The following is a 24,879-nucleotide window of genomic DNA, read 5'->3' as shown; positions in this document are numbered from 1 at the left end:
GAGCCCGTTCGACGGACATCCGAACCGATGGCTACTACGCGCAGAACGTCTGATTAGTTCTTGGCGTCGTTGGCGGCGGCCGGTTCGCCCTTGGCGCGGACTTCGGCGATCATGCCCTTCACGACCTTGACGGTCACGCCGGTGGCGATTTCGACGCCCACTTCGCGGTCTTCGACCCGGACGATCTTGCCGATCATGCCGCTGGACAGAACGACGGTGTCGTTGCGCTTCAGGTTATTGAGCATGTTCATATGCTCTTTCTGGCGCTTCTGCTGCGGACGGATCAGCATGAAGTAGAACAGCACGACCATCAGGATGATGGGCAGGATGTTCATCAGGGTCGCCGTGGTGGAACCGGTGGGCATGGTCTCTCCAAAAAATCCGAATACGCGCCGCCTAAAATAGGGTCGCGCCAAGTCGGCGGAAGCTATGCGTTCGCCTTATCTTTTGCAATGCGAGCGCGTGAGGGTATGGAGCCACACATGACCGACGCGATCGCTCCCCTCCTCGCCCGCATCGCCGACGCCCTGGAGCGCTTGGCGCCGACCGCTCCGCCGGCGCCCGATTTCAGCGCCGCGCGCCTTTTTCGCCATGAACCGGCGAGCGGCGCCTTCGTCGCCGCGCCGGACTATCCGTTGTCGCTGGACCTGCTGGTGGGCATAGACCGCCAGAAGGCGCGGTTCGTCGAAAACCTCCGCCGTTTCGCCGAAGGGCTGCCCAGCAACCATGTCCTGCTGTGGGGCGTGCGCGGCACCGGCAAGAGCTCCGTCACGAAGGCGGCGTTCATGGCCATGGCCGACAGCTACCCCGAGCTCAAGCTGGTCGAGGTCGATCGCGACGAGGTGGCCGCCCTGCCCCCGCTGTTCGACCTGCTGCGCGCTCGGGCGGAGCGGTTCGTCGTGCTTTGCGACGACCTTTCGTTCGAAGACGGCGCGGCGGCGGCCAAGGCGCTGAAGTCTGCGCTGGAGGGCGGCGTCTCGGGCCCACCCGAAAACGTGCTGTTCGTGGCCACGTCCAACCGGCGCCACCTGATGCCGCGCGACCACGTCGAAAGCCAAGGCGCCATCGCGGCGGCCGAGAACGCCGAGGAGGAGATGAGCGTCTCCGACCGCTTCGGCCTGTGGATCGGCTTTCCGCCGATGGACCAGGCGACCTACCTGCAGGCGATCCGCAGCTACGCTGAGCGGTTCGGCCTGGACGCCGCTGATCTGGATCGGCGCGCCCTGCAGTGGTCGCAGATGCGCGGCGGGCGTTCGGGCCGCGTGGCCTGGCAGTTCGTTCGTGATCTGTCCGGAGAGCTCGGCGTTGCGTTGCCGAGCTAGGCTCGAGCCGAGACCTGGCTTGCAATCCGATCAATTTTGAGAAAATTTCTCTTCTGTGAGAAGAGCAGACGAGAGCGCCGTGCCTCCCCCGGACGCCGATACCGCCGCTGACCTAGCCCTGGCCGCCCGACTTGAGGCGTTGCGGCGGGAGCGCGACCTGTCTCTGGACGCGGCTGCGACTCAGACGGGGCTCAGCCGGGCGACGATCTCGCGCATCGAGCGGGGGGAGACCAGCCCCACGGCCAACGCGCTGGGACGGCTGTGTAACGCCTATGGTCTGACGATGTCGCGCTTGTTGGCGGCGGTCGAGACGAACGCGCCGCGCCTGTTGCGCGGCGACGAGGCCGCATGCTGGCGCGATCCAGGCAGCGGATTTCTACGCACCCTGATCGCGCCGCCCACCGAGGGCTACGCCACCGAGCTGGCGCTGGGCGAACTGCCGGCTGGGGCCGAGATCCGTTACACGCTCGATCAACCGCAGCGCGGCGGATGCGCGCCGGCCGGGCGCGAACAGTTCTTCTATCTATTCGAAGGGGCGCTAAGCCTCGACATCGAGGCAGAAACCTATCGGCTCGGCCCTGGCGACTGCCTGCGCCATCAGGGCGTCGACGCCAAGCGGATCGCCAATCCTGGGTCTATTCCCGCCCGCTACCTGATCATCAACACCACGACGGTCTAGATCCCATGACCAACCCGCAGCTGCGCATCATCGCCGGCGACTTTGACGATCCCCGTGTCATCGCCCTGCTGGCCCATCACTTCTCGACCATGCGCTCCACCGGGCCGGCGGAGAGCTGCCATGTGATGCCGTTGGACGCGATGCGCGAGGCGGATCTCGATTTCTTCGCCGCCTGGGATGGCGACACGCTGGCGGGGTTTGGCGCGGTCAAACGGCTCGGTGACGGCCACGGTGAGGTCAAGTCCATGCATACGGCGGCGGCGCGTCGTGGCCGGGGCGTGGGCCAGGCGGTGCTGGACCATCTGCTGGCGCACGCACGCGCCCTGGGTCTGCGGCGCCTCAGCCTTGAGACCGGAGCCGGTGAATTCTTTGTTCCTGCTCGGGCGATGTACGCCCGCAACGGCTTCGAGACCTGCGAGCCCTTTGGCGACTACAAGCCGGACCCCAACAGTGTCTTCATGACGCGGACGCTCTAAGGCGCAAAGAAAAGCCCCGCCTCTTGCGAAGCGGGCCCATCTTGATCAGCGCGGCAGCACCAGTCCGGGATCAACCGGCTTGGCCTTGTCCTTCACTGTCGGCGCGTAGCGCATTTCGAAGTGCAGTTGCGGCTCGTTGACCCCGCCAGTGGCCCCGACCGTGCCGAGCTGTTCGCCCTGCTTGACCTGCTGGCGCATCTTCACATTGGTGCTGGAGAGGTGGGCGTAGGCTGTCACCCAGCCGTCGGCGTGCTTGACCAGCACCAGGTTGCCGAAGGTCGGGACCTGGTTGCCGGCGTAAGCGATCTCGCCGTCGGCCGACGACAGCACCGGCGAGCCCTGCGGCGCGCGGATGTTGAGGCCGTCATTGCGCTGTCCCGTGCCCTTCACGCCGAAGGTCGAGATGATCTCGCCCCGCAGCGGCCAGGCGAACTTGCCCTTACCCGAGGCGATAATCTCAGCCTCGGTCGGCGCAGCGGCGGTCTCGATGATGGGCCGGGTGTTGGCCGGCGGCGTGATGGGCTGGGCGGCGACCGGCGCGCTCGGGCGCGTGGCGGCGCCGCTGGCCGTGTAGGGGATCGGGCTGGACGGCGTGGCGGGCGCCGGCGAGGACATCGCGCTGCTGTCTACGCGGGCGTAGGTGTTGGCCGGCGGCGTGGCTGGACGGGTCGCCGCGACGCTGGTGGTCGTGGTCTTGATCGGTCCCTTGTCGCGGAAACCGTCGGGCAGCGCGATCTTCTGCCCCTTCTTCAGCGAAGCCGTGGCCCGCAGATTGTTCTCGGCGGCCAGGGCCTTGACGCTGACATTGAAGCGCTTGGCGATCTCGCCCAGCGTATCGCCGGTCTGGACCGAATAAGCCTTCTGCGTCGTGGCGGGCCCCTTGATCTTCGCGCCCAGCTTCAGCGGCTTGTCGGGATCAAGCTTGTTGGCGTCGGCCAACTCGCTGACGGTCATGTCGAACTTGCGGGCGATCGCGGTGAGCGTGTCGCCCGACTTGACGGTATGAACCTGCCGCGGCCCGGCCACGGTGACGACCGAGCCGGTGACGCTCAAGGTGGTGGTGCTGGTGGTCGCCGGTTCGCTCGCCTCGGCGGAGACCGGCTGGCGCACAGGCGTCGAAGCGGTCGTCGCGGGACGCTGGACGGCCGGCGCAGGCGTCGCTTCGGCGACTGATGCGGCCGGCGCTCCAGGGATCACCTGGGTGGTCTTGATCGGGCCCTTGTCCTTGTAGCCATCGGGCAGGAGCAGCTTCTGGCCCTTCTTGATGGCCGAGCCGGTCTTCAGGTCGTTTTCTTCGGCGAGCGCCGCCGCCGTAACGCCGAAGCGCTTGGCGATGGCGAACATCGTATCGCCGGTCTGTACGACATAGGCCTTGGCCGTCGTGGCGGGGCCCTTGATTTTCTGGCCCAGCTTCAGGCGGTACGGCGGTTCAAGATCGTTCAGCTTGACCAGTTCAGCCCGGGTCGAGCCCATGCCGCGCGCGATGGCGTCTAGCGCGTCGCCGGACTCGACGACACGCACCTGAGGCTTGCCGGCGACCTCAACGACGGGGCCCGTGACCGTGGTGGTCACCACGGTTCTGGGCGGCGCAGCGCGCAGCACAGGCTGCGGCGCCGGCGGGGCGGCTTGGGCTGGCGGCGGAGGAAGCTCGGACTGGGCCACGGCCGCGAGCGGCTGGGTCGCAATCGGCGTGGGGCGCGGCAGGGTTTCGGCCTCGCCGGCCGGAGCCTGGATCGTTTCACCGGGCGGCGGCGCGGCCGGCTGGGTGATGGGGAAGTTGGGCGTGAAGCGCTGTCCCGCCTGCCCGCTCGCATGCGCAGGAGCGCCGAGTGTTCCAGCCGTCAGGGCGATCACCGCCGCTTGCGTCCACAACTGCCTCATAGCTTCTCCTTTCCCGCCGGGACCCGTCAGAAGGCTCCGCCAGGGTAAATCAACCCTTAACATTCCAGAGCGCGATGAACGCGTCCCCAGAAACTCACTGATCCTTAGCGACGCCGGCCAGCAGGGGCACGAAGCGCACGTCACAAAGAATCTCGACCCGGAAGCCCCCCTTGCCATCCCCGGCGTAGCGCCGAAGGCTCTGGACAGGCCCCTTCCCGACCGGCGCGACCAGCACGCCGTTCGGCTTCAGCTGCGAGAGCAGCCGCTTTGGATCATCTTCCGCCGCGGCCGTGACCATAATGCGGTCGAACGGCGCCTGTTCGACCCATCCTTCGCCGCCATCGCCGAACTTGGTGATGACATTGGTCAAACCCAACGTGTTGAAGCGCGCCTCGGCTTCTTTCATCAGGGTCCGATAGCGCTCGATCGTATAAACGAGGCGGGACACCTTGCTGAGGATCGTCGTCTGGTAGCCCGAGCCGGTGCCGATCTCCAGCACGCGCGAGCGCGGCTCGACCGTCAGGGCCTGGGTCATCAGGCCGACGATATAGGGCTGGCTGATGGTCTGGCCGCAGGCGATCGGCAGCGCGGAATCTTCCCAAGAGCGATCCTTGAAGAGGTCCGGCGTGAACAGGTCGCGCGGCGTGGTCTCGATGGCCTTGAGCACTTGGGGATCGGTGACGCCCTGGTCGCGCAACGCCTTCATCAGGCGCGGCAGGTCGGCCTTGGCGTTCTCGGCGGCCTTCGTCGTCCCTCCGCTCATGCGCCCACCTTCTTGGGCGGCGCGCCGCCCAGCACGCCCTTCAGCGCATGGACGGTTTCATTGTGCGTAAGGTCGATGTGCAGCGGCGTGACGGAGATCCGTCCCTCATAAACGGCCCGCAGGTCGGTGCCCTCCGCCGGCTGGGACGCCTTGGCGGTGAAGCCCATCCAGTAATAGTCGCGACCGCGCAGGTCCGTACGCTTGTCCATGTGGCGCATGTGGCCGTCACGGAAACCCTGCCGCGTGACCTCGACCGCCTTGACGTCTTCCGGCGGCAGCGCCGGGAAGTTGACGTTCATGACCACATCAGCGGGCCAGCCCACTTCCAGCAGACGCTGGATAATGCCCGGCGCGAAGGCCTCGGCTGTCTCCCAATGAGCGACGATCTCGTCATGGAAGTAGTTCATCGACTGGGACAGGGCGATCGATGGGATGCCCATCGCCATGCCCTCGATGGCGCCGGCGACCGTGCCTGAGAGCGTCACATCCTCGGCGATGTTCTGGCCGCGATTGACGCCAGACAACACCAAGTCCGGCCGACCGCCCTCAATCAGGTGCTGCACCGCCATCATCACGCAGTCGGTGGGCGTGCCCTCGACGGCGAAGCGGCGCGGGTCGAGCTTTCGCACGCGGATGGGGTCGGCCAGGGTCAGGGCGCGGCTGGCGCCGGACTGTTCGTATTCGGGCGCGCAGATCCAGACATCGTCGGTCAGGGCGCGCGCAATCTTCTCCAGAGCCACAAGGCCCGGCGCGTGGATGCCGTCGTCGTTGGTGAGGAGAATCCTCACGCCTGCCCCCCGATATGCGTCACGCCGCCCATGTAGGGCTGCAGCGCCGTCGGGATGTGGATGCGCCCCGCCTCGTCCTGATAGTTCTCGAGCACCGCCACCAGCGTGCGGCCGACGGCCAGGCCCGAGCCGTTCAGGGTATGGACGAAGTGACCGCCCTTTTCGCCGGTCTTGCGATAGCGCGCGTCCATGCGGCGGGCCTGGAAGTCACCGCAGTTCGAGCACGAGCTGATCTCGCGATACATGTTCTGCGAGGGTAGCCAGACCTCGAGGTCGTAGGTCTTCTTCGCGCCAAAGCCCATGTCGCCGGTGCACAGGAGCATGGTGCGAAACGGCAGCTCCAGCTTCTTCAGCACGGCCTCGGCGCACTCGACCATGCGCTGGTGTTCGACTTCAGACTGGTCCGGCGTGGTGATCGAGACCAGCTCGACCTTGTAGAACTGGTGCTGGCGGATCATGCCGCGGGTGTCGCGACCGGCCGAACCGGCCTCGGCACGGAAGGACGGCGTCAGCGCCGTCAGGCGCATCGGCAGCTCTTCCTCGGCGACGAGCTGCTCGCGGACGATGTTGGTCAGGGAGACCTCGGCGGTGGGTATCAGCCAGCGCTCGTCTGTTGTGTGGAACAGGTCGTCGGCGAACTTGGGCAGCTGCCCCGTGCCAAACAGCGCTTCATCCTTAACCAGCAGCGGCGGGCTGACCTCGGTGTAGCCGTGCTCGACCGTCTGCAGGTCCAGCATGAACTGGCCGATGGCGCGCTCCAGGCGGGCGATCTCTTTCTTCAGGACCACAAAGCGCGCGCCGCTCATGCGGGCGGCGGCTTCGAAGTCCATGCCGCCCAGGGCCGCGCCCAGGTCGACGTGATCCTTGGGGGCGTTCAGCTTGCCGGCCGGCAGGGCCTTGGCGTCGCCCCAGGCGCGCTGCTCGACATTGCCGTGCTCGTCCTCGCCCATAGGCACGTCCGACGCGGGGATGTTGGGCAAGGACGCCAGCAGGTCGCGCAGCTTGCCGCCGGCGACGCTCTCGGCCTCGGCGGCGGTGGCCATAACGCCCTTCAGCGCCTCGACCTCAGCCATCAGGCGCTGGGCTTCAGCCTCGTCCTTCTTGGCCTTGGCCATTCCGATCAGCTTGGAGCTCTCGTTCCGCTTGGCCTGAGCCTCCTGCAATGTGGTCTGAGCCGCGCGCAGTTGAGCGTCCAGCGCCACGGCTTCGTCGGCTGCGCCCGAACGGCCCTTGGCTGACCAGTGACGGTCATAGGCTTCAGGATTTTCGCGGATGGCCTTGATGTCGTGCATCGAACGCTAGCTCGGAAGAGGCAGTAAGAGACGCCCTCTCTAAGGCGCGTCGGCGGGGGCGCCAAGCTTTCCGGGCGCCGGGGCGTCGTCACAACGTCTTCGTGACCGCCGCGAGCCGAGACAGCGCAGGCGCCTCATTGCAGAAAAACTCAAATTTGAGACACGTGCGACCGGATGCCGCACCAACATAAACAATATGAAACCTCAGAAAACGGGCATTTTGGAAGATTCAGCTCAAGCGTTACCGGGAATTAGCCGTGCTTGCTCATGCGAGTTTAATTCTAAGCGCGCAAAAGCCCCGCTCAATTCAGTGCGCTTGCTCCTCCCAAAAAACGGCCCTCCCCGGCCACTCCCTCGATCATTCAAAGGATGACCATGAAGACGTTCGCCGCTCTCGCCGCCCTCGCCATCGCCGCCGCCGTCGCCGCCCCGGCCAGCGCCAAGACCAACGAAGTCCGCGTTTCGATCGCTGGTAAGAACTCGGTTGAAATCCAGAACGAAATCAAGGCCGCCGCCGCCACCGTTTGCACCGCTAACGGCAAGCTGGTCGCCCAGGACTGCGTCGAAAGCGCCGTCACCAGCGCCAACCGCCAGCTGGCCATGATCGTCCGCGCCCGCGAAACCGGTAAGGCTCTGGCGACTGAAAGCGTCTCGGTCGTCCGCATCGCTCTGAAGGGCAAGAGCCGCGACCAGATCCACTCGGAAATCCGCGTGGCCGCCCAGACTGTCTGCAAGGCCCAGCCGCGCTTCAGCGTCTCGAGCTACCAGTCGTGCGTCGCCGACACCGTCCGCGCCGCCAAGGCGCAGCTGCAGGCCCGCGTCGGCGCGGCCGCCTAAAAGCCACCCTCGAAAACACCTTGCTCTTACGGAGCAAAAAAGGGGCTCCGCGACAGGATCGCGGAGCCCTTTCTTTTACAAAGCGACGAGGTCCGTCCCGGCTTTCTCGTCTTCTTCCCTGCGACGGCGCTCGATGAGCCAGACGCACCAGATCGAGATTTCGTAGAGCAGGCAGAGCGGGACCGCCAAGGTGATCTGGCTGATCGGATCCGGCGGCGTGACGATCGCCGCAACCACGAACACCGCGACGATCGCATAGCGCCGCCCCGTCCGCAGCATCTGAGAGGTCACCAGCCCGGCCAGACCGCCCAGCGACAGCACGACCGGCAGTTGGAAGCTGAGGCCGAACGCCAGCAGCAGCGTGGTCACCAGGGTCAGATACTCCGACACCCGGGTTTGTAGCACCACCTTCACGCCGTCTCCGACCATCTGCTGACTCAACGAGAACCAGAGAACAAACGGCAGCATGACGTAGTAGACCAGCGAGGCGCCCATCAGAAACAGCACGGGCGAGGCGATCAGGAACGGCAGGAACGCGTTGCGCTCCTTCCGGTAGAGGCCCGGCGCCACGAAGCGATAAAGCTGCCAGGCGATGATCGGGAAGGCTAGAATGATGCCCCCGAACGCCGCCAGCTTGATGTTGGTGAAGAACTGCTCCAGCGGCGCGGTGGCCTGCAGCGTGACGCTGGCCAGGGCGCCGGCCGCGACTTTCTTGACGCCGACCAGGGCCAGCAGCAGATCGAAGGCGCCGTGTTGGCCGCCGCCGTCCTGCATCGCCTTCAGCCCCTCAGCGACCGTGAACGGGCGGACCAGAAACAGGAAAATCGGCTTCACAAAGGCGAAGCAGACCCCAAAGGCGATGGCGATGGCCGCGACACAGATGATGAGCCGCGTGCGCAGCTCAATCAGGTGATCCAGAAGCGGCGCGCGGGAGGCCTCGATCTCCTCATCGGGGTCATGTCCGATAGCTGTACTCACGAGACGATGTCCGAAGCTGTGGAGCCCCCAGCCTTGCTCGCACGCTTTCGCGGCGTGCGGACGGCCGTAGGCGCTTCCACTGTGATGTCTTGCTTGGCCTTGGCGCGCTTGCGCGGCGCAGTGACGGGCTCCACCAGAGCAGGCTCGGCGACGACCTTCTTGCGCGACGCACGCTTGGGCTTGGCCTCGACGATCTCCGCCGACGGCTCGGCCTTGGGGAGGATCGAGTTGTGCGCCTCGCCCGCCGCATAGGGATGGGCTTGCATCGCGCCGCTGGACAGCGAAGCGTCAATGTCGGCGAAGACCTGATCGACCTGAACATCGCGCGCGGCGTCGGCGGCGTCCTTGATGGGATTGGTGAATTGACCCGAGCGCATGGCCTGAACCTCGCGCCGCAGCTCGTCGAGCTCCGACTGGCGGGCCATCTCATCGAAGCTGGCGCGGAACTCCGACGCCATGCCGCGCATGCGACCGACAAACTGGCCGAGCTTGCGCAACAGAAGGGGCAGATCCTTGGGACCCACCACAATCAGGGCGACGGCGGCGATGATGAGAAGTTCTGTGCCGCCGATATCAGGAAGCATGGACGCGCCTTAGAGCAGAGGAGCCGCAAAGCTCCCCGCGAGATTGGACCATCGCGCGAGGTGACGCCCCGCGCGCTCGATCTTACGACTTGCGAAGCTCTTCGGCTTCGGCCTCGGTGCGCGGCAGGGTGCCCTTGGCCTTGTTGTCGGCGACTTCGCTGCTGGTGTCGTCCTTGAGACCATCCTTGAACGCCCGGATGCCCTTGGCGGCGTCACCCATGACGCTGGAGAGCTTGCCGCGACCGCCAAACAACAGGGCGACGATCCCGATGACGATCACCCAGTGAATCCAACTCATGCTACCCATAGCGTCGGTGCTCCTTGCGACAGCGGCGCTTTAGACCGTGAGCCGCGTCGTTACAATCTCTGACTCTATATAGGCGCTCGCATGGCGCAGAGCCAAGCGGGACCAGACCTTAGAAGCGTCGGCGCCTCGCGGGTCAGGCTTTTTCGGGCTCGCCCAGGAAATCCTGCGCGAATTCAGGCGCGTCGCCATCGTCGAGATCGAGCGGATCTTCCTCCTCGCCGGGTCGCAGGCCCAGCGGATCGGGCACCATGAAGCCCGGCGGCAGGTTCATTTCCAGGAGGCCGGCAGCCTTCATCTCGGCGATTCCGGGCAGGTCCGCCAAGGTCGCCAGGCCGTAGTGCTCCAGGAAGGCGTCAGTCGTGCCAAAGGTCACAGGCCGCCCCGGCGTGCGTCGGCGGCCACGCATGCGGATCAAGCCTAGCTCCAGCAGCACGTCGATAGTGCCGCGGCTGGCCTGGACCCCGCGCACGGCCTCGATTTCGGCCCGCGTCACCGGCTGGTGATAGGCCACGATCGCCAGCGTTTCCTGCGCGGCTTTGGATAACCGGCGCGGCTCTTCACGTTCCTCGGTCATTAGGAACGACAGGTCGGCGGCCGTCTGGAATCGCCAGCGGCCAGCGACGCAAGCCAGCTCGATCCCTCGCCCTTCGTAGCGCGCTCGCAGGGCCGCAATTCCCGCAGCGATGTCCGCCCCTTCGGGTAGACGCTTGGCCAGATCGAGATCGCTCAGCGGCTCAGCGGCGGCGAACAGCAGAGCCTCGATGCAGCGCTCGACGAAGAGTGGGTCCAGTTCGGTGGTCATGGCGTCAGGTTTAGCGCGGTAAAACACCGTGTCATCCCGGAAGCCTCGCAGAGGCTATCCTGGACCCAGGGGGTGACCAAACGCCGTGCGCGCCGCCACTGGGCCCCGGCTCTACGCTGCGCTTCGGCCGGGATGGCACGGCGATTGGTGTGCATTCAGTCAACCACATCGAGCGGCTCAGCCCGCGTCCGCAAGTAGATGTCCTGGAAGTGCTCAAGCTGGCGCGCTTCCAGCACCCCTTCCTTCACCAGTTCCAGAGAAGCCGAAAGCGTCGACGCCAGATAGGACGCCGCCGAGGGACCGTCGCCCTCCTCGAGCGCCCGATCAATGGGCGCCACCGCAGTCAGCACAGTCCAGTCCTCCATCTTCGGTAGAAGTCCCCGCAGACGGTCACGAGCGTCTTCCAGCGGATAGGCTGTCGGCGGACGCGGCGCATAGTGACGGCTGTGCTCGCGCTTGCGCTGGGTGATGTAGGCGCTCATCAGGCCGTAGAGATCGCCCTCCAGCCGGGTCGACGAGACGATCTTTACCGCGTCCGGGTCGCCGCGCATGAAAACGTCGCGCTTGAGGATCGGACGCTCCTTCAAGGCCTCGACGGCCTTACGCATCACGTCGAGCTTAGCCAGGCGGAAGGCGAGTTGAGCGGCCATTTCCTCGGCGGGCGGCTCTTCGGCCTTGGCGCGCTCGGGCTTGGGCAGCAGCAGGCGCGACTTCAGGTAGGCTAGCCAGGCGGCCATGACCAGATAGTCCGCCGCCAGGGCGAAGCGCACGCGGCGGGCCTGCTGGACGAAGGCCAAGTATTGCTCGGCGAGGCGCGTAATCGACAGCTGGAGAAGGTCGACCTTCTGACTGCGCGCCAGGGCCAGCAGCACGTGAAGCGGGCCTTCGTAGCCGTCGATGTCGATGACGAGCGCCGCGCCGTCCTCGGCCGCCTCGTTGGCGGCCTCAAAGTCAAATGTGGGCTGAAAGCCCGTGCTCAAGCGTACTTTCCATTGAAGGCCGCATCGAAGCGCGCGCGCGCCTCGGCCACGTCGAACGGTTCGGGGACCTTGACCAGGCGGCCCATGACCGCCTGCGCGCGGCGACGGGCTTCCTTGCCCATGCGCCCGACGCCGGACATCACGGCCTTCATCTCGGCCATGTCGCCGTTGCAGTGCAGGACGACGTCGCAGCCGGCCGAAAGGCTATCCTTGGCGCGCTGCTTGAAGTCGCCCGACAGCGCCTTCATCGACAGGTCGTCGCTCATCAGAAGTCCGTCGAAGCCGATGGACTCGCGGATGATTTTCTTGATCGCCTTTTTCGAGGTCGTGGCCGGGTTCTTCCGGTCAATGGCGGTGTAGACCACGTGCGCGGTCATCGCCATCGGCATGTCCGACAGCACCCGGAACGGCGCGAAATCGCGCGCGTCCAGCTCGGCCAGCTTGGCGTTCACCACAGGCAGCTCGAGGTGGCTGTCGGTCATGGCGCGGCCGTGACCCGGGATATGCTTGATGATCGGCAGAACCCCGCCGGCCAGCAGGCCTTCAGCCGCCGCGCGGCCCAGGGTCGCGACCTGCTCGGGCGTGTCGCCATAGGCGCGGTCGCCGATGATCTCATGACCCTTGGGGTCGGGCACATCGAGCACCGGGACGCAGTCGACATTGATCCCCAGCGCGTGAAGGTCGTGGGCGATCAGACGCGCGCCAAGCCGCGTGATCTCGCGCGCGACCAGCGGATCGTTCGCGACCAGCTCGCCATAGGCGCGGCCCGGAGGATAGGTGCGCCAGTGCGGCGGTTGCAGGCGCGCGACACGGCCGCCCTCCTGGTCGATCAGGATCGGCGCATCGGCGCGACCGACCGTCTCGCGCAGGGCGGCCGTCAGCGCCCTGACCTGGTTAGGGTCGGCGATATTGCGCTTGAACAGGATGAAGCCCCAGGGCTTCACGTCCTTGAAGAAGGCGACCTCTTCGGCCGTCAAAGTCGTCCCGGCGCAGCCGAGAATAGCGGCGGAAGGCGCGCCCATCAGAAGGCTCACTTTACGAAGCAGGATTTGCCCGAGGCGGCGATCGCCTCGCAGAAGGCCTTGGCGGCCTCACGCGTCGCGAAACCGGTCACCGAGGTGCGATAGAGCGTCGTGCCGTTCTTATCGACCGTCTCGACCTTCTTGCCCTTGCCGGCCGCGAGGCCCGGCGCCAGGCGCACAGCCTCGGTCCAGGCCTTGTCGGCCAGCGCCGGCGATGACAGGGCGCCGATCTGCACTGAGGCCGGCCCGGTCGCCGTCGAAGCAGGCTTGGGCGCGCTGGCGGTCGTGACCGGCGCCGCCGAGACGGGCTTGGGCGAGGCCTGCGCCACCTGAACGGGCCGGGGCGCCGGCTTTTGAGTCGCCGCAGCTGTGGCCAGCGACTCGATGGTCGGAGCCGGCGCGGCCGGCTTGGCCGTCGGCAGGCTGGCGGTCTCGACAGGCGTCGTCGCGGTCGGCGCGACAGGACGGGCCTGAGGCGTTTCCGGCGGCGCGGCGAAGGTGGCCGACGGCTGCGGGTCCTCGTTGTGATAGATCTGGAGTCCCGAGGCCGGATCCTTGGGCTGGCTGCTCTCGGCCGGCGGCGTCTTCATCTGCGCCACTTCGGTCCCGACCGCCTGCGGCGCGTCGTTGGGGCCGCGAACGCCCCCGCGGTAGATCATCACCACCGCTACGACGAGGGTCACCAGCACCACCGCACTGATAATCAGCGTCATCGGCAGCGGACGCGCGCCCCGCACAGGCTGACGCGCGTCGAACGACAAAGGCGCGTCGGTAGGCGGCGTATAGGCCCCGCGGTGCGGATCGGACATCTCAGCTAGGCTCCAAAACTCGGCGCGCCGACAGGCGGCGCACGGAACGACGCATCGAATCAGACGCGCGCGACGCCAGGTTACCCAAGGCCGGCCCGTCCCAGAAGCGCCCGCCCCGTTCCGGTGGCGGACGAACAGCCGCTCGCCTCCCCGGTCCGGGTCCCGATCTTTTAAGAGATCAGTTCCAGACGTCGAGATGGAACAGCTTGCGATGTTCTTCTATCGCGAAGCGATCGGTCATGCCCGCGATATAGTCGCAGACCACACGGGCTCGGCCGGCTTCGTCGCGGTTCTGCGACTTGGCGAACCAGACGGTGGGCAACACCTCAGGCTCACGCAAGAAAAGCGAGAACATTTCGCCCAGAATACGGCGAGCCTGGCTACGGGTGCGATTGACGCGCCAATGACGGTACATGCGCTCGTATAGGAAGCCGCGCAGCCGTGCCAGATCCTCAGCCATGTCCGACGAGAACGCGACCAGGGCATGATCCAGGGCCCGGACCTCGTCAGCCGACTGGACGCCGCTGGCTGCGGCGCGATGCAGAGTCTCGCCCATCACGTCGTCGACCATGGCCCCGATCATGCGGCGCACCGCTTCGAGGTGGGTCAGGCGCGCGTCAAGGTCGGGTCGCTCGCTCTTCACCGCCGCCAGGATCGGGCCAATCAGCGGCACGTCCATCAGCTCATCCAGCGTGAAGATGCCCGCCGTCACGCCGTCGTCGACGTCATGGTTGTTGTAGGCGATGTCGTCCGCCAGGGCGGCGACCTGCGCCTCGGCCGACGCCCAGGTCCCCAGGCCCAGCTCGTACTCGTTGTCATACTTGGAGATCGCCTTCCAGGACGGCTTGCCCAGCTTGTTGGTCACCGGACCGTTGTGCTTGATCACGCCCTCAAGCGTTTCCCAGGTCAGGTTCAGACCGACGAAATCGGGATAGCGGTGCTCAAGCTCGGTCACGACCCGGAACGTCTGGACGTTGTGGTCGAAGCCGCCGTACTCGCGCATCTGGATCTCAAGCTCGTCCTCGCCGGCGTGGCCGAATGGCGGGTGACCCAGGTCGTGCGCCAAGGCGATGGTCTCGGCGAGGTCGGCGTCCAGGCCCAGAGCGGTCGCCAGCGAGCGCGCCACCTGCGCGACCTCCAGCGTGTGCGTCAGGCGCGTGCGGAAGTTGTCGCCCTCGTGGGCCACGAAGACCTGGGTCTTCTCCTTCAGGCGCCGAAAGGCCGAGGTGTGGATGATGCGATCGCGATCGCGCGCGAACGGGGTGCGCGTGCGGCTCTCGTCCTCCTTGAACCGACGCCCCTTCGACTTGGAGGGATCCTCGGCATAGGGCGCGCGGGGAACGAAGTACGGAGTCTGAGACATAGACCGCCTTTATCGCATTGGACGATTTGGCCCCTTCCGAAGAGGCCGCTACACCCTCATATAGGCCGAAGGTGATTTTTCCACAGCCATGACCCAGATCGACTTAACGCTTTCCGAAAACGCCGCCCGCCGGATCAAGGCCATCGCCGAGACCGAGGGCCGTCCGTTGATGCTGCGCGTCGCCGTCGACGGCGGCGGTTGCTCGGGCTTTCAGTACCGTTTCGATCTGGTCGATACCGTCGAGGACGACGACCTGAAGGTCGAGCGCGACGGCGCGGCGGCGCTGGTCGACGTGGTGTCGCTGGCCCTGCTGAAGGGCTCGGAGATCGACTTCGTCGACGAACTGGCCGGCGCGGAGTTTCGGGTGCGCAATCCCAACGCCAAGTCCAGCTGCGGCTGCGGCGTCAGCTTCTCGATCTGAGCCTTCAGACCGGCACGAACTGTAGCAGCGTCATCGTGGCCGCGCCCCACGCCAAGGGCGTCACCATGGCGGCCCACGCCAGCTGTGTCGCCCCTTTGCGCCAGAGGATCCATCCCGCCAGAGGACCCAGCAGACAGACCACCCAGAACAGGGCGGCGAACAGGAAGCTAAGCCACGCGATCGGATTGAGGACGTTGCCGGCGCGGTCAAAGACCAGCGGCGTAAAGATCGCCAGGATCGCGCCCACCACAGCCAGCAAGCCGCAAACGCCCGTCGCCAGCGTCATCAACGCCAGTTGCGTGCGATCGATGGACTTCTTCCCCGACTTGAGCGCGGCCTTCATGCGCCCTAGCCTCTCGCCGCACCTTGGAGCCGTCAATGCGTATCGCCACCTGGAACGTCAATTCGATCAACGCTCGCCTGGAAGGCGTGTTGGCGTGGTTCGAGCAAGAGGCGCCCGACGTGGCCGTGCTGCAGGAGATTAAGTGCGTCGACGAAAAGTTTCCGACCGAAGCCTTTGAACGACTTGGCTATAACGTCGCCGTCCACGGCCAGAAAACTTACAACGGGGTGGCGCTGCTTTCGAAGCATCCGATTGAAGATATTCGCAAGGGCTTGCCCTTCCTGTCGGAAGACGAGGTCGATGAGCAGGCCCGTTACATCGAGGCGGTGATCGCCGCGCCGACCCCGTTCCGGGTGGTGGGCATCTATCTGCCGAACGGCAACCCGATCGGGACCGAGAAATTCGCCTACAAGCTCTCCTGGATGCGCCGCCTGCACGCCCACGCCCAAGGCTTGCTGACGTTCGAAGAACCGCTGGTGATCGCCGGCGATTACAATGTCATCCCCGAGGCCGAAGACGTGGCCAACCCGCAGGCCTGGCTGGGCGACGCGCTGTTCCAGCCTGAGAGCCGCGCCGCCTTCCGCGCCCTGAAGAACCTGGGCTTCGCCGACGCCTACATGCAGGCCGACGGCGCGCCGGGCGGATACACGTTCTGGGACTATCAAGCCGGCGCTTGGCAGCGGAACCTCGGCATACGCATCGATCACCTGTTGCTTTCGCCGCAGGCGGCCGATCGCCTGACCGGCCTCGTCATTCACCGCGACGAGCGCGACAAGGAAAAGCCCTCCGACCACGTACCCGTGGTGGGTCATTTCCGAGACTAGGCGCTGATCGCGCCGCCCCTGTGACGGAATCGGGACTCTCGCTAGCTTGGCGGCACTATGAGCGAACTCGCGCGTCTTTTGCTGTTCGTGGCCATCGCCGGCTCGGCGGTGACGTTCCTGGGCAGCCTGGCCATCTGGTACGGCGATGAGGACCGGCGGATCCGCCGCGCCCTGCGCAATGTGCTGAAAAGCGAGCCGGAAGGCGTCGTGGTCGCGCGCGGGCGTGGACGCGGCGCGGGCTTTTCCTTCTCCACCAACCTGTTGGCGGTCGCCTGGGATCGCGGCGCGTGGTGCCTGATCTACCGCCTGGAGGAGCTGGTCGGCGCAGAGCTGCTGGTCGACGGCCAGGTCATGGGACGCGTGTTCAGAGGCGAAGGTCGGCGGGCGATCGACCATGTCGCGCCCCATGCCCAGACGGTGACCCTGCGCCTGATCTTCGATGACCCCCGAAATCCCGACTTTGCGCTGGATCTCTGGGCGCCGGGCGACGAGACCCGTCGCGAGAGCAAATCGCCCGCCGAGTTGATGCAGGAAGCTAATCGCTGGCTGGCCCGCTGCGAGGCGATTGTGCGCCGACCCCTGCCGCCGCGTCCTGTGGCGCCGGAAACGCCGGAGACCGTGGTCGCGACGCCCCCGCGCCAAGCCGCGCCACCCGTCGCCTTGGCCGCCGAACTGGACGAGGAAGAAGACGACGACTTCCACGCCCCGCCGCCGCCTCTGCCGGACACGCCCCCGCCACTGGCACGTCGCTCCTCGTTCGACGATGCGAGACGGTCCACCGCTTCGCGTCCGGGGTCACGACCTGCGCCACCACCCGCCCCGTCGCGCGAGCCGGATATGTTTGATGATCCGCCTTGGGACGATGATGAACCTGCCCCTCCGGCGAAACCTGCGCCGGTCTACCAACCGGTCTCCAAGGCGCGACGAGAAACCGCCAGCGACCAGGACGAGTTGCCGTTCGACCTCGACGACGACTAGCCGGCGTCAGCGGCCCGTTTCGACGGCGATCCAGGCGGCGGTGGCGGCCAACGCCAGGGCGAACAGGCGGCGGCTGACGGGACTGGAGCCCGTGGCGATCACGCGACGCGCCAAGCCATCCGATGACAGGACGATGGCGCCGTGGACCACGATGCTGACCGCGATATGGACCCCGCCGAGGATCAGAGCTTGCACGGTCGGCGACGCGTGACCGGTCTGGATGAAGCCCGGCAGAAGTGTCACGTAGAACAGCGCGGCCTTGGGATTGAGCAAGTTCGCCAGCAGCCCGCGGCGAAAATGAACCCAGGCCCGGCCGTCCTCGCCCCGCCAGTCGGTCGGCTTCTCGCCGCGCCAGGCGTCGAACGCCAGCCAGAGGATATAGACCACCCCCGCCCAGCGCAGCGCCTCATAGAGCGGACGATTCAGACGGAGAATCTCGGTGAGTCCGGCCACCGAAGCGAGCATGTAGGCGAGCAGGCCAGCGGTGATGCCGGCGATCGTCACCAGCCCGGCGCGACGCCCCTCGACCGCTGACAGGCCAGCCAGATAGCCCATGTTCGGGCCCGGCGTGAGTTCGATCAGCACGATCGCCGCCAGAAATGGGGCGATCGCGCCAGGATCGACAGGCCAAGCGGCGTGGGACAAAGAACTCTCCTCCAGAGTACCGGTCATCGAAACCAGCTATCGCTCACCGATCGTCCGGGCTCTGGCGAGGCGGCGGCGAATGGGCTTACCGTGAAGGTCCAACTGGGGATACACGACAAGATGGATAGACGGCAGTTTCTGTTCGGCGCGGCGGCCTCGGCTCCGCTGTGGAGCGCGGGTTCGGCCTTTGCGGCCCAGCCCGGCGCGCGCGACGCTGAACTCCGCGCCCTGCTCGACACCTTCTGGAACGCCGAACTCGACGCCGCGCCGGAAATGACCACGTCGCTCGGCCTTGATGTAGGGGTGCGGGCGGCCCAGCGGGGCAAGCTCAACGACGTCTCCCGCGCCGGCCGTAACGACTGGATCGCCTCGCGCAGGGCCCGGCTGTCGGATCTTTCGAAGATCCCCACGGATCAGCTTTCGCCCGCCGCCCGTATTGATCTGGAAGTGACGGCCTACACCTACCGCCGCTCGGTCGAGGGCGGCTTGAAGTACGACTTCGGCGAAGGCCGGGCGGGGTTCGGCTACGCTCCCTACTCGCCTTATGTGCTGAGCCAACTCACCGGCGCCTATCAAGCGACCCCCGACTTCCTGGATTCGCGACACCCGATCCGGACGCAGGACGACGCCGAGGCCTACCTCTCGCGCCTGCAGGCTTATGCGGTCTCTCTGGACGGCAACACCGAAGCTCTGGGGATGGACGTGGCCAAGGGCGTCCTTGCTCCGGACTTCGCGCTGGACGCCGGCCTGGCGCAGCTGCGGCGACAGCGGGCCGTCGCAGCGGCCGACGCCAGTGTCACGCGATCCCTCGCCACGCGCGCCACCAAGGCTGGCCTCGCAGGCGACTGGGCGGCCCGCGCGGCGGAGATCGTCAGCGCCAGCGTCAATCCAGCCCTTGATCGGCAGATCGCCGCCTTGGAAACAGCCCGCGCCAAGGCCACCGGCGACGCCGGCGCCTGGAAGCTGCCCGACGGCGACGCCTTCTACGCCGACGCTCTGGCCTTCCAGACCACCACGCGCCGTACGCCCGACGAGGTGCACCGGCTGGGCCTGCAACAGGTGGCTGAACTGGAAGCCCAGATCGATGCGCGCCTGCGTCGCCTGGGACTGACTGCAGGAACCGTCGCCCAGCGCCTTTCGGCGCTCTCGGCTCGCCCGGACCAGCAATACGCCAACACCGACGCGGGCCGCGCCCAACTCCTGGCGGACCTCAACGGCCAGACCGCAGCGATCCGCGCCCGCATGGGCACGGTGTTCAAGACCCTTCCGGCCGCGCCAGTCGAGATCGTTCGCGTGCCGTCCGAGATCCAGGATGGCGCGCCGAACGGTTACGCTCAGCCGCCAGCGCTGGATGGCTCGCGTCCGGGTCGCTTCTACATCAACCTCAAGGACACGGCCGAGTGGCCGAAGTATAATCTGCCGACCCTGACCTATCACGAGGCCCTGCCCGGGCACGTCTGGCATGGATCGATGCTGCTGGGCTCCCAGGAGATCCCAATGCTGCGCCGCGCCGGCATGGGGTTCTCAGCCTATGGCGAGGGCTGGGCGCTTTACGCCGAGCAGCTGGCGGCGGAGATGGGCGTCTACGACGGCGATCCGCTGGGCGAAATCGGCTACCTGCAGTCGCTGCAGTTCCGCGCGGTGCGCCTCGTGGTCGATACCGGCCTGCACTTCAAGCGCTGGAGTCGCGCCCAGGCCGTCGACTACATGGTCAATCAGACGGGCATGCCCCGCGCCCGCGTCCAGCGCGAGATCGACCGCTACTGCATCTGGCCGGGTCAGGCCTGCAGCTACAAGATCGGCCATGTCGAGTGGGTGCGACTGCGCGAAGACGCCAAGAAGCGCGCCGGCGCACGCTTCGATCTGAAGGCCTTCCATGACGTGCTGCTGCAGGGCCCCATGCCGCTGGTCGTCTTGGAACAGACCCTCGCGACGATGTTTCCAGCCTGATTTCGGGCGTGCGGTCGGGGGCGCTTAGCCTTCGACCGCCTGCTCGACCGCCAGCGCCAGATCGAGCGCGCGCGCGGCTTCCTCGCCGGTCACGACCGGTCGGGGAGCCTCGCCGCGAACGGCCGCCAGGAAGCCCGCCACCGAAAGGCCCAAGGGGTCCTTCCCGGCCGGGGTCTCGGTGAAGTTCTCGATCAGCGGATAGGGTGTGGTGTTGCGGAAGGTGCGCTGCAGGAAGTCGATCTCGACCTCGCCCGAAGGATAGACGACCTTCATGGTCCGCTCGCGAGCCTCGGCCACCCGTGAGCTGTCGAACACGGCCGTAAAGCCGTTGTCGAAGGTCGCCTCGGCCTTCACCCAGTCCAGCGAGGTCGAGCGCGTGATCGCCCCCTCGCCTTCCACCGCGATCGGCGCGCCGTCGCAAAGTGCGAGGGCCAGGTCTATGTCGTGGATCATCAGGTCCAGCACGACCGATACGTCGAGATTGCGATCCGACGGCGTGCCGCGCCGCACGGCTTCCAGCCGCAGGGGCTGTTCAGGGATATCCAGCAGGCCCATGGCCTGGAACACCACGCGCTCCTGATGCCCGCAGGCCAGCGGCACGCCGGCTTTCGCGGCGGCGGCGACCATCTTGTCGGCGTCGTCCGGCGACACCGCGATCGGCTTTTCCGAATAGACCGGCTTGCCTGCCTTCAGCGCGGCTAGGGCGGGCGCAGCATGATGGACGGCGGGCGCAGCGACCGTGACCACATCCACAGCGGCCAGGAAGGCGTCCATGTCGTCGAAGCCTTGCGCGCCCAGCGGCTCGGCCAGCGCCTTGGCGCGGGCCAGATCGATGTCGAACACGCCGACCAGCGTCACACCGTCAAGTTCCGCGTACTTCTTGGCGTGGTAGCCGCCGAACACACCAGCGCCGACGACGCCCGCTTTCAGAGTCTGGGTCATGGGCCGCTGTCTACCGCGCTTCGCGATCGCTTAGAAGCACTGGTGACTTGCGTAAGGGCGCGCTAAACAGTCGTTTAAATCTACAACCCTTGGCCATGACCAAGGCAGGGAGGACACCTATGACCACCTCGCGCGAGATCCGTCTGAAAGCTCGTCCCGTCGGGATGCCCAAGGCGTCGGACTTCGACCTGGCGACCGTCGAGCTGCCCACGCCGGGCGATGGCGAAATCCAGGTCAAGAACCTGTGGATGTCTGTTGACCCCTATATGCGAGGCCGCATGTACGACCGCCCCAGCTACGTCCCGCCGTTCCAGTTGGGCGAGGCCCTGCAGGGCGGCGCGATCGGCGAGGTGATCGCCTCCAACGACCCCGACTTCAAGCCGGGCGACATGGTCAGCTCGATGTTCGGCTGGCGCGAAGCTTACAACGCCCATCCCAAGTCGCTGGCCGCCGCCGGCATGGGCGCGATCACCAAGATCGAGACCCACGGCATCCCGCCGCAGGCCTTCCTGGGCGTGGTCGGCATGCCCGGCATGACCGCCTATGCCGGTCTCCTGCGCGTCGCAGCCCTCAAGGACGGCGATGTGGTGTTCGTCTCGGCCGCCGCCGGCGCGGTGGGTTCGATCGTCTGCCAGATCGCCAAGCTGAAAGGCCATACGGTGATCGGCTCGGCGGGCGGTCCCGAAAAGGTGGCGTTCTTGAAGTCGATCGGCGTCGACCATGTGATCGACTATAAAGCGACGCCCGACGTGGTCGCCGAACTGGCTAAGGTCGCCCCCAAGGGCATCGACGTCTATTTCGAGAACGTCGGCGGCGTGCACCTGGAAGCGGCTATCAACTCGGCCCGGCCGTTCGCCCGCTTCGCGCTTTGCGGCATGATCTCGCAGTACAACGAGACCGGAAAGCCGGAAGGCCCGCCGAACATCATCCTGGCCGTCGGCAAGAGCCTGCGCCTGGAGGGCTTCATCGTCTCAAACCACTTCGATCTCTACCCGCAGTTCGCCAAGGACATGTCCGAGTGGATCAAGGCCGGGAAGATCACCTGGAAGGAAACGGTCGAGGAAGGCGTCGAACGCGCCCCGGACGCGTTCCTAAAGCTCTTCACCGGCGAGAACCTCGGCAAAATGCTGGTGAAGCTGGCTTAGGCGAGATCAGCGGCCCCGAGCAAAGAGTCTCGAGGGGCGCGATATCGAGATGGCAGGCGGCTGGGAAACCAGCCGCCTGTCTGCGTTCAGGGCCGCGCGCGAAGCGAGGCGATCTCCAGGCCTTGCGGCGCCTTCTTGAAGGCGAAGCTGACACGCGCCCCCGGTGTGATCGGCGCTTCAGCAAGGACGTCAGCGTAGACCGTGAACTGATCGCGCCCCGGCTTCAGGCCCGCAGTGCTCGCGCCGTCGTGATCGAGCGTGAGAATTTGCCCCTCAAGACTGGCGATGACGCCCTGCGAGTCGTAGCTCGGCAGCCCCTCGGTGGACGCAACAGCCGCTACGAGGGGCTTCTCTTCACGCGGGGCAGGCGAATCCTTCCCGCACGCCGCGAGCACGAAAACACTGAGGGCGAGCACAATTGCGTTTAATTTCATAACCTTAAATCGCTCCCCGAAAGCGGCCGGTGCTCCCCAGCGCCCACCACGTCACGAATTCTTCTCGCAACTGCGAAATCGGCGTGATTTCTGGTAGCGAATTTGTGATCGAAGTTTTACTGTAGGGACACCGGCGGGTCTCCACGCCGGTGTCCTCCGCCGCGCAGCGCCCACGACGCCCCGCCCCGTTCCCTAGCGAACCCACGGGCAGGCGAAAAGAGCCTCCGACGGAAGAAGCGCGCGGAGAAAGCCCGGCACGCCGGAAAAGTCCGAGATCTGACGATATGAGCGATCGCTCCGCCCTATTCGACGTACGCTCCTCCACGAGCGTGAGCCTCGATCAGGTCGTTCGCCGTGACACGGTCGAAATCCCGGCCGAAGCGCCGCTGGCCATGCCCGTTCAGCCGCTGAGCTTCTGGCAGGGCGGCGCGCGGCGCGCCACGGCGCTGATCCAGAACATGACCCTGCGCCGCTGGATGCTGGGCTTGATGACGGTCGCCATGGGCGTTGCGGGCTGGAAGGCCTCGTTCGACACGATCGCCCTGGGCGGCGTAACGCGCCTGGAGGCCGTGGTGGTCACGCTTTTGGCGCCGCTGTTCCTGGCCCTGTCGCTTTGGTTCTGCACCGCCTTCATTGGCTTCCTGGTTCTGATGGGCAAGCCGAAGGACCCGCTGGGCATCGACGGCGAAACGCCTATGCCCAAGCTGCACACGCGCACCGCCATCTTGATGCCGGTCTACAACGAAGACGCGACCGCGGTGTTCGCGCGGCTGCGCGCCATGGACGCCTCGATCGCCGAAGCCGGCGCGGCCCGTAACTTCGACATCTTCGTGATCAGCGACACCCGCGACGCGCAGGTGGCGCTCGCCGAGCAGGCCTGCTTCGCCCGGTTCCGCCGCGAGGCCAGCTGCAACGTCTACTACCGCATCCGCAAGGAAAACACCGGGCGCAAGGCCGGCAACGTCGCTGACTGGGTCAGCCGCTGGGGCAGCGCCTACGAGCACATGCTGGTGCTGGACGCCGACAGCCTGATGACCGGCGAGGCCATGGTGCGCCTCGCCGATGCGATGGAGCGTCACCCCGGCGCGGGTCTGATCCAGACCATGCCGATGATCATCAACGGCCAGACCATCTTCGCCCGCACCCTGCAGTTCGCCACGCGCCTGTACGGCCGCGTCGCCTGGACGGGCCTGGCCTGGTGGTCGGGCTCGGAGAGCTCGTTCTGGGGTCACAACGCCATCGTGCGCACCCGCGCCTTCGCCGAGACCTGCGGCCTGCCGCACCTGCCGGGCCCCAAGCCCTTCGGCGGCGAAGTGATGAGCCACGACGCCCTCGAAAGCGCCCTGCTCCGCCGTGGCGGCTGGAGCGTGCACCTGGCTCCCTACCTGGACGGCTCCTACGAAGAGAGCCCCTCGAACCTGCTGGACTTCGCCACGCGCGACCGTCGTTGGTGCCGAGGCAACATTCAGCATGTGCCGCTGATCGCCCTGCCCGGTCTGCATTGGATGAGCCGGATGCACCTGGTGATCGGCGTGCTGAGCTACGCGCTGTCGCCGCTGTGGTTCTTCTGCCTGTCGGCCGGCCTGATCTCGCGCGCCCTGATGCCCGAGCTCAAGAAGGCCGCCTTCACCATGGCCGACCTGAAGGCCGCGGCGCACGCGCTGATCGACTGGCGCGAGATCCAGGCCACCGCTTGGGCGATGATCATCACCTTCGTCCTGCTGTTCGGCCCCAAGATCCTGGGCGCCATCCTGGTTCTGGCGCGCAAGGGCGAGGTGAAGGGCTTTGGCGGCAAGCGTCGCATGGCCGCCGGCCTGGCCGTCGAAATGCTGTTCTCGGCCCTGGTCGCGCCGATGCTGATGTTCACCCAGACGCGCGCCATCGTCGAAATCCTGGCCGGCAAGGTCGGCGGCTGGGCCGCTCAGCGCCGCGACGCCGACAAGGTCGACTTCAAGGAGGCCTGGGCCGCCATGGGCTGGATCAGCCTGTCGGGCCTGATCCTGGCCGGCTCGTTCTGGTTCACGCCGGACCTGCTGACCGCGACCGCGCCCATTCTGGCCGGCCTGGTCCTGGCCGTGCCGCTGACCATGCTGGGCGCTCACAAGGTGGCCGGCCTGAAGCTGAAGACCAACGGCCTGTTCATGACGCCGGAAGAGCGCCGCCCGCCGGCCATCGTCCGCGCCGCCGTGGGTAGCGCCTGCGAACCGCCCATCCGCTGGTTCGCGCGCCAAGGCCGCCCGATCGGTCCGACCACCAAGATTCGCGACGCCGCCTGAGCACCGGTAACGCCGAACCGGGCTGGCCCTGACGCCCC

General features: G+C 66.6%; 27 protein-coding genes. 10 read left to right on the top strand and 17 right to left on the bottom strand.

Annotated elements, in window-relative coordinates; genetic code table 11:
* Window positions 1-53 precede the first annotated feature (53 nt).
* Window positions 54-365: a preprotein translocase subunit YajC gene (gene yajC / locus ACT53N_RS15505; protein ID WP_310210506.1), complete on the bottom strand. Its 312-nt coding sequence runs from the start codon at window positions 363-365 to the stop codon at window positions 54-56.
* 117 nt (window positions 366-482) lie between these two features.
* Between yajC and ACT53N_RS15500 the strand changes: the two genes are divergently transcribed.
* The 3 genes from ACT53N_RS15500 to ACT53N_RS15490 all read left to right on the top strand — a co-directional run bounded on the left by ACT53N_RS15500 (window position 483) and on the right by ACT53N_RS15490 (window position 2,477).
* Window positions 483-1,322 (top strand): ATP-binding protein, encoded by an 840-nt coding sequence (locus tag ACT53N_RS15500; protein WP_476064738.1) that lies wholly within the window; start codon window positions 483-485, stop codon window positions 1,320-1,322.
* Window positions 1,323-1,401: 79 nt separating this feature from the next.
* Complete coding sequence (locus ACT53N_RS15495; protein ID WP_476064737.1) at window positions 1,402-2,001, top strand: helix-turn-helix domain-containing protein; 600 nt, start codon at window positions 1,402-1,404, stop codon at window positions 1,999-2,001.
* Window positions 2,002-2,006: 5 nt separating this feature from the next.
* On the top strand, window positions 2,007-2,477 hold the full coding sequence (locus tag ACT53N_RS15490; protein ID WP_476064736.1) for a GNAT family N-acetyltransferase: 471 nt from the start codon (window positions 2,007-2,009) through the stop codon (window positions 2,475-2,477).
* Between the two features lie 45 nt (window positions 2,478-2,522).
* Here the strand turns inward: ACT53N_RS15490 and dipM are convergent, their stop codons facing one another.
* From dipM to serS, 4 genes are all read right to left on the bottom strand, one after another.
* A complete protein-coding gene (dipM, locus tag ACT53N_RS15485; RefSeq protein ID WP_476064735.1) occupies window positions 2,523-4,358 on the bottom strand; it encodes a cell division endopeptidase DipM in 1,836 nt (611 codons plus the stop codon).
* Window positions 4,359-4,452: 94 nt separating this feature from the next.
* Entirely contained in the window at window positions 4,453-5,121 is a 669-nt protein-coding gene (locus tag ACT53N_RS15480; protein WP_476064734.1) for a protein-L-isoaspartate(D-aspartate) O-methyltransferase, read from the bottom strand.
* A complete protein-coding gene (gene surE / locus ACT53N_RS15475; protein WP_476064733.1) occupies window positions 5,118-5,909 on the bottom strand; it encodes a 5'/3'-nucleotidase SurE in 792 nt (263 codons plus the stop codon). The genes ACT53N_RS15480 and surE overlap by 4 nt, the downstream gene beginning before the upstream one ends.
* Window positions 5,906-7,201: a serine--tRNA ligase gene (gene serS, locus ACT53N_RS15470; protein ID WP_476064732.1), complete on the bottom strand. Its 1,296-nt coding sequence runs from the start codon at window positions 7,199-7,201 to the stop codon at window positions 5,906-5,908. The genes surE and serS overlap by 4 nt, the downstream gene beginning before the upstream one ends.
* A gap of 369 nt (window positions 7,202-7,570) precedes the next feature.
* Here serS and ACT53N_RS15465 point away from each other — a divergent pair, with 369 nt between their 5' ends.
* Window positions 7,571-8,038, top strand: a complete 468-nt coding sequence (locus tag ACT53N_RS15465; RefSeq protein ID WP_476064731.1) for a hypothetical protein — start codon at window positions 7,571-7,573, stop codon at window positions 8,036-8,038.
* Window positions 8,039-8,113: 75 nt separating this feature from the next.
* Here ACT53N_RS15465 and tatC read toward each other — a convergent pair whose 3' ends face one another.
* From tatC to ACT53N_RS15425, 8 genes are all read right to left on the bottom strand, one after another.
* On the bottom strand, window positions 8,114-9,016 hold the full coding sequence (tatC, locus tag ACT53N_RS15460) for a twin-arginine translocase subunit TatC (protein ID WP_476064730.1): 903 nt from the start codon (window positions 9,014-9,016) through the stop codon (window positions 8,114-8,116).
* Window positions 9,013-9,600 (bottom strand): Sec-independent protein translocase protein TatB, encoded by a 588-nt coding sequence (gene tatB, locus ACT53N_RS15455; protein ID WP_476064729.1) that lies wholly within the window; start codon window positions 9,598-9,600, stop codon window positions 9,013-9,015. The genes tatC and tatB overlap by 4 nt, the downstream gene beginning before the upstream one ends.
* An 82-nt stretch (window positions 9,601-9,682) precedes the next feature.
* Window positions 9,683-9,907, bottom strand: coding sequence for a twin-arginine translocase TatA/TatE family subunit (gene tatA, locus ACT53N_RS15450; RefSeq protein WP_476064728.1), 225 nt, complete (start codon window positions 9,905-9,907; stop codon window positions 9,683-9,685).
* Between the two features lie 133 nt (window positions 9,908-10,040).
* Window positions 10,041-10,709: an SMC-Scp complex subunit ScpB gene (scpB, locus tag ACT53N_RS15445; RefSeq protein ID WP_476064727.1), complete on the bottom strand. Its 669-nt coding sequence runs from the start codon at window positions 10,707-10,709 to the stop codon at window positions 10,041-10,043.
* A gap of 155 nt (window positions 10,710-10,864) precedes the next feature.
* Entirely contained in the window at window positions 10,865-11,689 is an 825-nt protein-coding gene (locus ACT53N_RS15440) for a segregation and condensation protein A (RefSeq protein WP_476064726.1), read from the bottom strand.
* Window positions 11,686-12,723, bottom strand: coding sequence for a beta-N-acetylhexosaminidase (gene nagZ / locus ACT53N_RS15435; protein ID WP_476064725.1), 1,038 nt, complete (start codon window positions 12,721-12,723; stop codon window positions 11,686-11,688). The genes ACT53N_RS15440 and nagZ overlap by 4 nt, the downstream gene beginning before the upstream one ends.
* A complete protein-coding gene (ftsN, locus tag ACT53N_RS15430; RefSeq protein WP_476064724.1) occupies window positions 12,720-13,520 on the bottom strand; it encodes a cell division protein FtsN in 801 nt (266 codons plus the stop codon). The genes nagZ and ftsN overlap by 4 nt, the downstream gene beginning before the upstream one ends.
* A gap of 178 nt (window positions 13,521-13,698) precedes the next feature.
* Window positions 13,699-14,883, bottom strand: a complete 1,185-nt coding sequence (locus tag ACT53N_RS15425) for a deoxyguanosinetriphosphate triphosphohydrolase (RefSeq protein WP_476064723.1) — start codon at window positions 14,881-14,883, stop codon at window positions 13,699-13,701.
* Window positions 14,884-14,971: 88 nt separating this feature from the next.
* On the opposite strand from ACT53N_RS15425, the gene erpA reads away from it, so the two are divergent.
* Window positions 14,972-15,304: an iron-sulfur cluster insertion protein ErpA gene (gene erpA, locus ACT53N_RS15420; protein WP_476064722.1), complete on the top strand. Its 333-nt coding sequence runs from the start codon at window positions 14,972-14,974 to the stop codon at window positions 15,302-15,304.
* A 4-nt stretch (window positions 15,305-15,308) separates the two neighbouring features.
* On the opposite strand, the gene ACT53N_RS15415 is transcribed toward erpA, so the two are convergent.
* Window positions 15,309-15,683, bottom strand: a complete 375-nt coding sequence (locus ACT53N_RS15415; RefSeq protein ID WP_476064721.1) for a hypothetical protein — start codon at window positions 15,681-15,683, stop codon at window positions 15,309-15,311.
* Here ACT53N_RS15415 and xth point away from each other — a divergent pair.
* Both xth and ACT53N_RS15405 read left to right on the top strand, forming a co-directional pair.
* Window positions 15,683-16,471: an exodeoxyribonuclease III gene (gene xth / locus ACT53N_RS15410; protein ID WP_476064720.1), complete on the top strand. Its 789-nt coding sequence runs from the start codon at window positions 15,683-15,685 to the stop codon at window positions 16,469-16,471. The two genes, ACT53N_RS15415 and xth, sit on opposite strands and share 1 nt — an antisense overlap.
* Before the next feature lie 57 nt (window positions 16,472-16,528).
* A complete protein-coding gene (locus ACT53N_RS15405) occupies window positions 16,529-17,449 on the top strand; it encodes a hypothetical protein (RefSeq protein WP_476064719.1) in 921 nt (306 codons plus the stop codon).
* Window positions 17,450-17,455: 6 nt separating this feature from the next.
* Here the strand turns inward: ACT53N_RS15405 and ACT53N_RS15400 are convergent, their stop codons facing one another.
* Entirely contained in the window at window positions 17,456-18,094 is a 639-nt protein-coding gene (locus tag ACT53N_RS15400; protein ID WP_476064718.1) for a LysE family translocator, read from the bottom strand.
* Window positions 18,095-18,196: 102 nt separating this feature from the next.
* Between ACT53N_RS15400 and ACT53N_RS15395 the strand changes: the two genes are divergently transcribed.
* On the top strand, window positions 18,197-20,044 hold the full coding sequence (locus tag ACT53N_RS15395; RefSeq protein WP_476064779.1) for a DUF885 domain-containing protein: 1,848 nt from the start codon (window positions 18,197-18,199) through the stop codon (window positions 20,042-20,044).
* A 24-nt stretch (window positions 20,045-20,068) separates the two neighbouring features.
* On the opposite strand, the gene ACT53N_RS15390 is transcribed toward ACT53N_RS15395, so the two are convergent.
* Window positions 20,069-20,986, bottom strand: a complete 918-nt coding sequence (locus ACT53N_RS15390) for a Gfo/Idh/MocA family protein (protein ID WP_476064717.1) — start codon at window positions 20,984-20,986, stop codon at window positions 20,069-20,071.
* Window positions 20,987-21,105: 119 nt separating this feature from the next.
* On the opposite strand from ACT53N_RS15390, the gene ACT53N_RS15385 reads away from it, so the two are divergent.
* Complete coding sequence (locus ACT53N_RS15385) at window positions 21,106-22,131, top strand: NADP-dependent oxidoreductase (RefSeq protein WP_476064716.1); 1,026 nt, start codon at window positions 21,106-21,108, stop codon at window positions 22,129-22,131.
* Window positions 22,132-22,217: 86 nt separating this feature from the next.
* Here the strand turns inward: ACT53N_RS15385 and ACT53N_RS15380 are convergent, their stop codons facing one another.
* The gene (locus ACT53N_RS15380) at window positions 22,218-22,565 is read right to left on the bottom strand and encodes a copper-binding protein (protein WP_476064715.1); all 348 of its coding nucleotides are present in this window, start codon (window positions 22,563-22,565) and stop codon (window positions 22,218-22,220) included.
* Window positions 22,566-22,849: 284 nt separating this feature from the next.
* On the opposite strand from ACT53N_RS15380, the gene mdoH reads away from it, so the two are divergent.
* The gene (mdoH, locus tag ACT53N_RS15375) at window positions 22,850-24,841 is read left to right on the top strand and encodes a glucans biosynthesis glucosyltransferase MdoH (protein WP_476064714.1); all 1,992 of its coding nucleotides are present in this window, start codon (window positions 22,850-22,852) and stop codon (window positions 24,839-24,841) included.
* Window positions 24,842-24,879: the final 38 nt, after the last annotated feature.

The sequence above is a fragment of the Caulobacter sp. DMC95 genome, from assembly GCF_056313785.1.
Note: the sequence above shows the minus strand (reverse complement) of the source record. Positions and strands in the feature narration are given on the sequence as shown.

Bases quoted from the DNA above. Each gene is read 5' to 3' on its own strand.
- yajC (WP_310210506.1), bottom strand. From the start codon at position 365: ATGCCCACCGGTTCCACCACGGCGACCCTGATGAACATCCTGCCCATC.
- ACT53N_RS15500 (WP_476064738.1), top strand. From the start codon at position 483: ATGACCGACGCGATCGCTCCCCTCCTCGCCCGCATCGCCGACGCCCTG.
- ACT53N_RS15490 (WP_476064736.1), top strand. From the start codon at position 2,007: ATGACCAACCCGCAGCTGCGCATCATCGCCGGCGACTTTGACGATCCC.
- dipM (WP_476064735.1), bottom strand. From the start codon at position 4,358: ATGAGGCAGTTGTGGACGCAAGCGGCGGTGATCGCCCTGACGGCTGGA.
- ACT53N_RS15480 (WP_476064734.1), bottom strand. From the start codon at position 5,121: ATGAGCGGAGGGACGACGAAGGCCGCCGAGAACGCCAAGGCCGACCTG.
- serS (WP_476064732.1), bottom strand. From the start codon at position 7,201: ATGCACGACATCAAGGCCATCCGCGAAAATCCTGAAGCCTATGACCGT.
- ACT53N_RS15465 (WP_476064731.1), top strand. From the start codon at position 7,571: ATGACCATGAAGACGTTCGCCGCTCTCGCCGCCCTCGCCATCGCCGCC.
- tatB (WP_476064729.1), bottom strand. From the start codon at position 9,600: ATGCTTCCTGATATCGGCGGCACAGAACTTCTCATCATCGCCGCCGTC.
- tatA (WP_476064728.1), bottom strand. From the start codon at position 9,907: ATGGGTAGCATGAGTTGGATTCACTGGGTGATCGTCATCGGGATCGTC.
- scpB (WP_476064727.1), bottom strand. From the start codon at position 10,709: ATGACCACCGAACTGGACCCACTCTTCGTCGAGCGCTGCATCGAGGCT.
- ftsN (WP_476064724.1), bottom strand. From the start codon at position 13,520: ATGTCCGATCCGCACCGCGGGGCCTATACGCCGCCTACCGACGCGCCT.
- ACT53N_RS15425 (WP_476064723.1), bottom strand. From the start codon at position 14,883: ATGTCTCAGACTCCGTACTTCGTTCCCCGCGCGCCCTATGCCGAGGAT.
- erpA (WP_476064722.1), top strand. From the start codon at position 14,972: ATGACCCAGATCGACTTAACGCTTTCCGAAAACGCCGCCCGCCGGATC.
- xth (WP_476064720.1), top strand. From the start codon at position 15,683: ATGCGTATCGCCACCTGGAACGTCAATTCGATCAACGCTCGCCTGGAA.
- ACT53N_RS15405 (WP_476064719.1), top strand. From the start codon at position 16,529: ATGAGCGAACTCGCGCGTCTTTTGCTGTTCGTGGCCATCGCCGGCTCG.
- ACT53N_RS15390 (WP_476064717.1), bottom strand. From the start codon at position 20,986: ATGACCCAGACTCTGAAAGCGGGCGTCGTCGGCGCTGGTGTGTTCGGC.
- ACT53N_RS15385 (WP_476064716.1), top strand. From the start codon at position 21,106: ATGACCACCTCGCGCGAGATCCGTCTGAAAGCTCGTCCCGTCGGGATG.
- ACT53N_RS15380 (WP_476064715.1), bottom strand. From the start codon at position 22,565: ATGAAATTAAACGCAATTGTGCTCGCCCTCAGTGTTTTCGTGCTCGCG.
- mdoH (WP_476064714.1), top strand. From the start codon at position 22,850: ATGAGCGATCGCTCCGCCCTATTCGACGTACGCTCCTCCACGAGCGTG.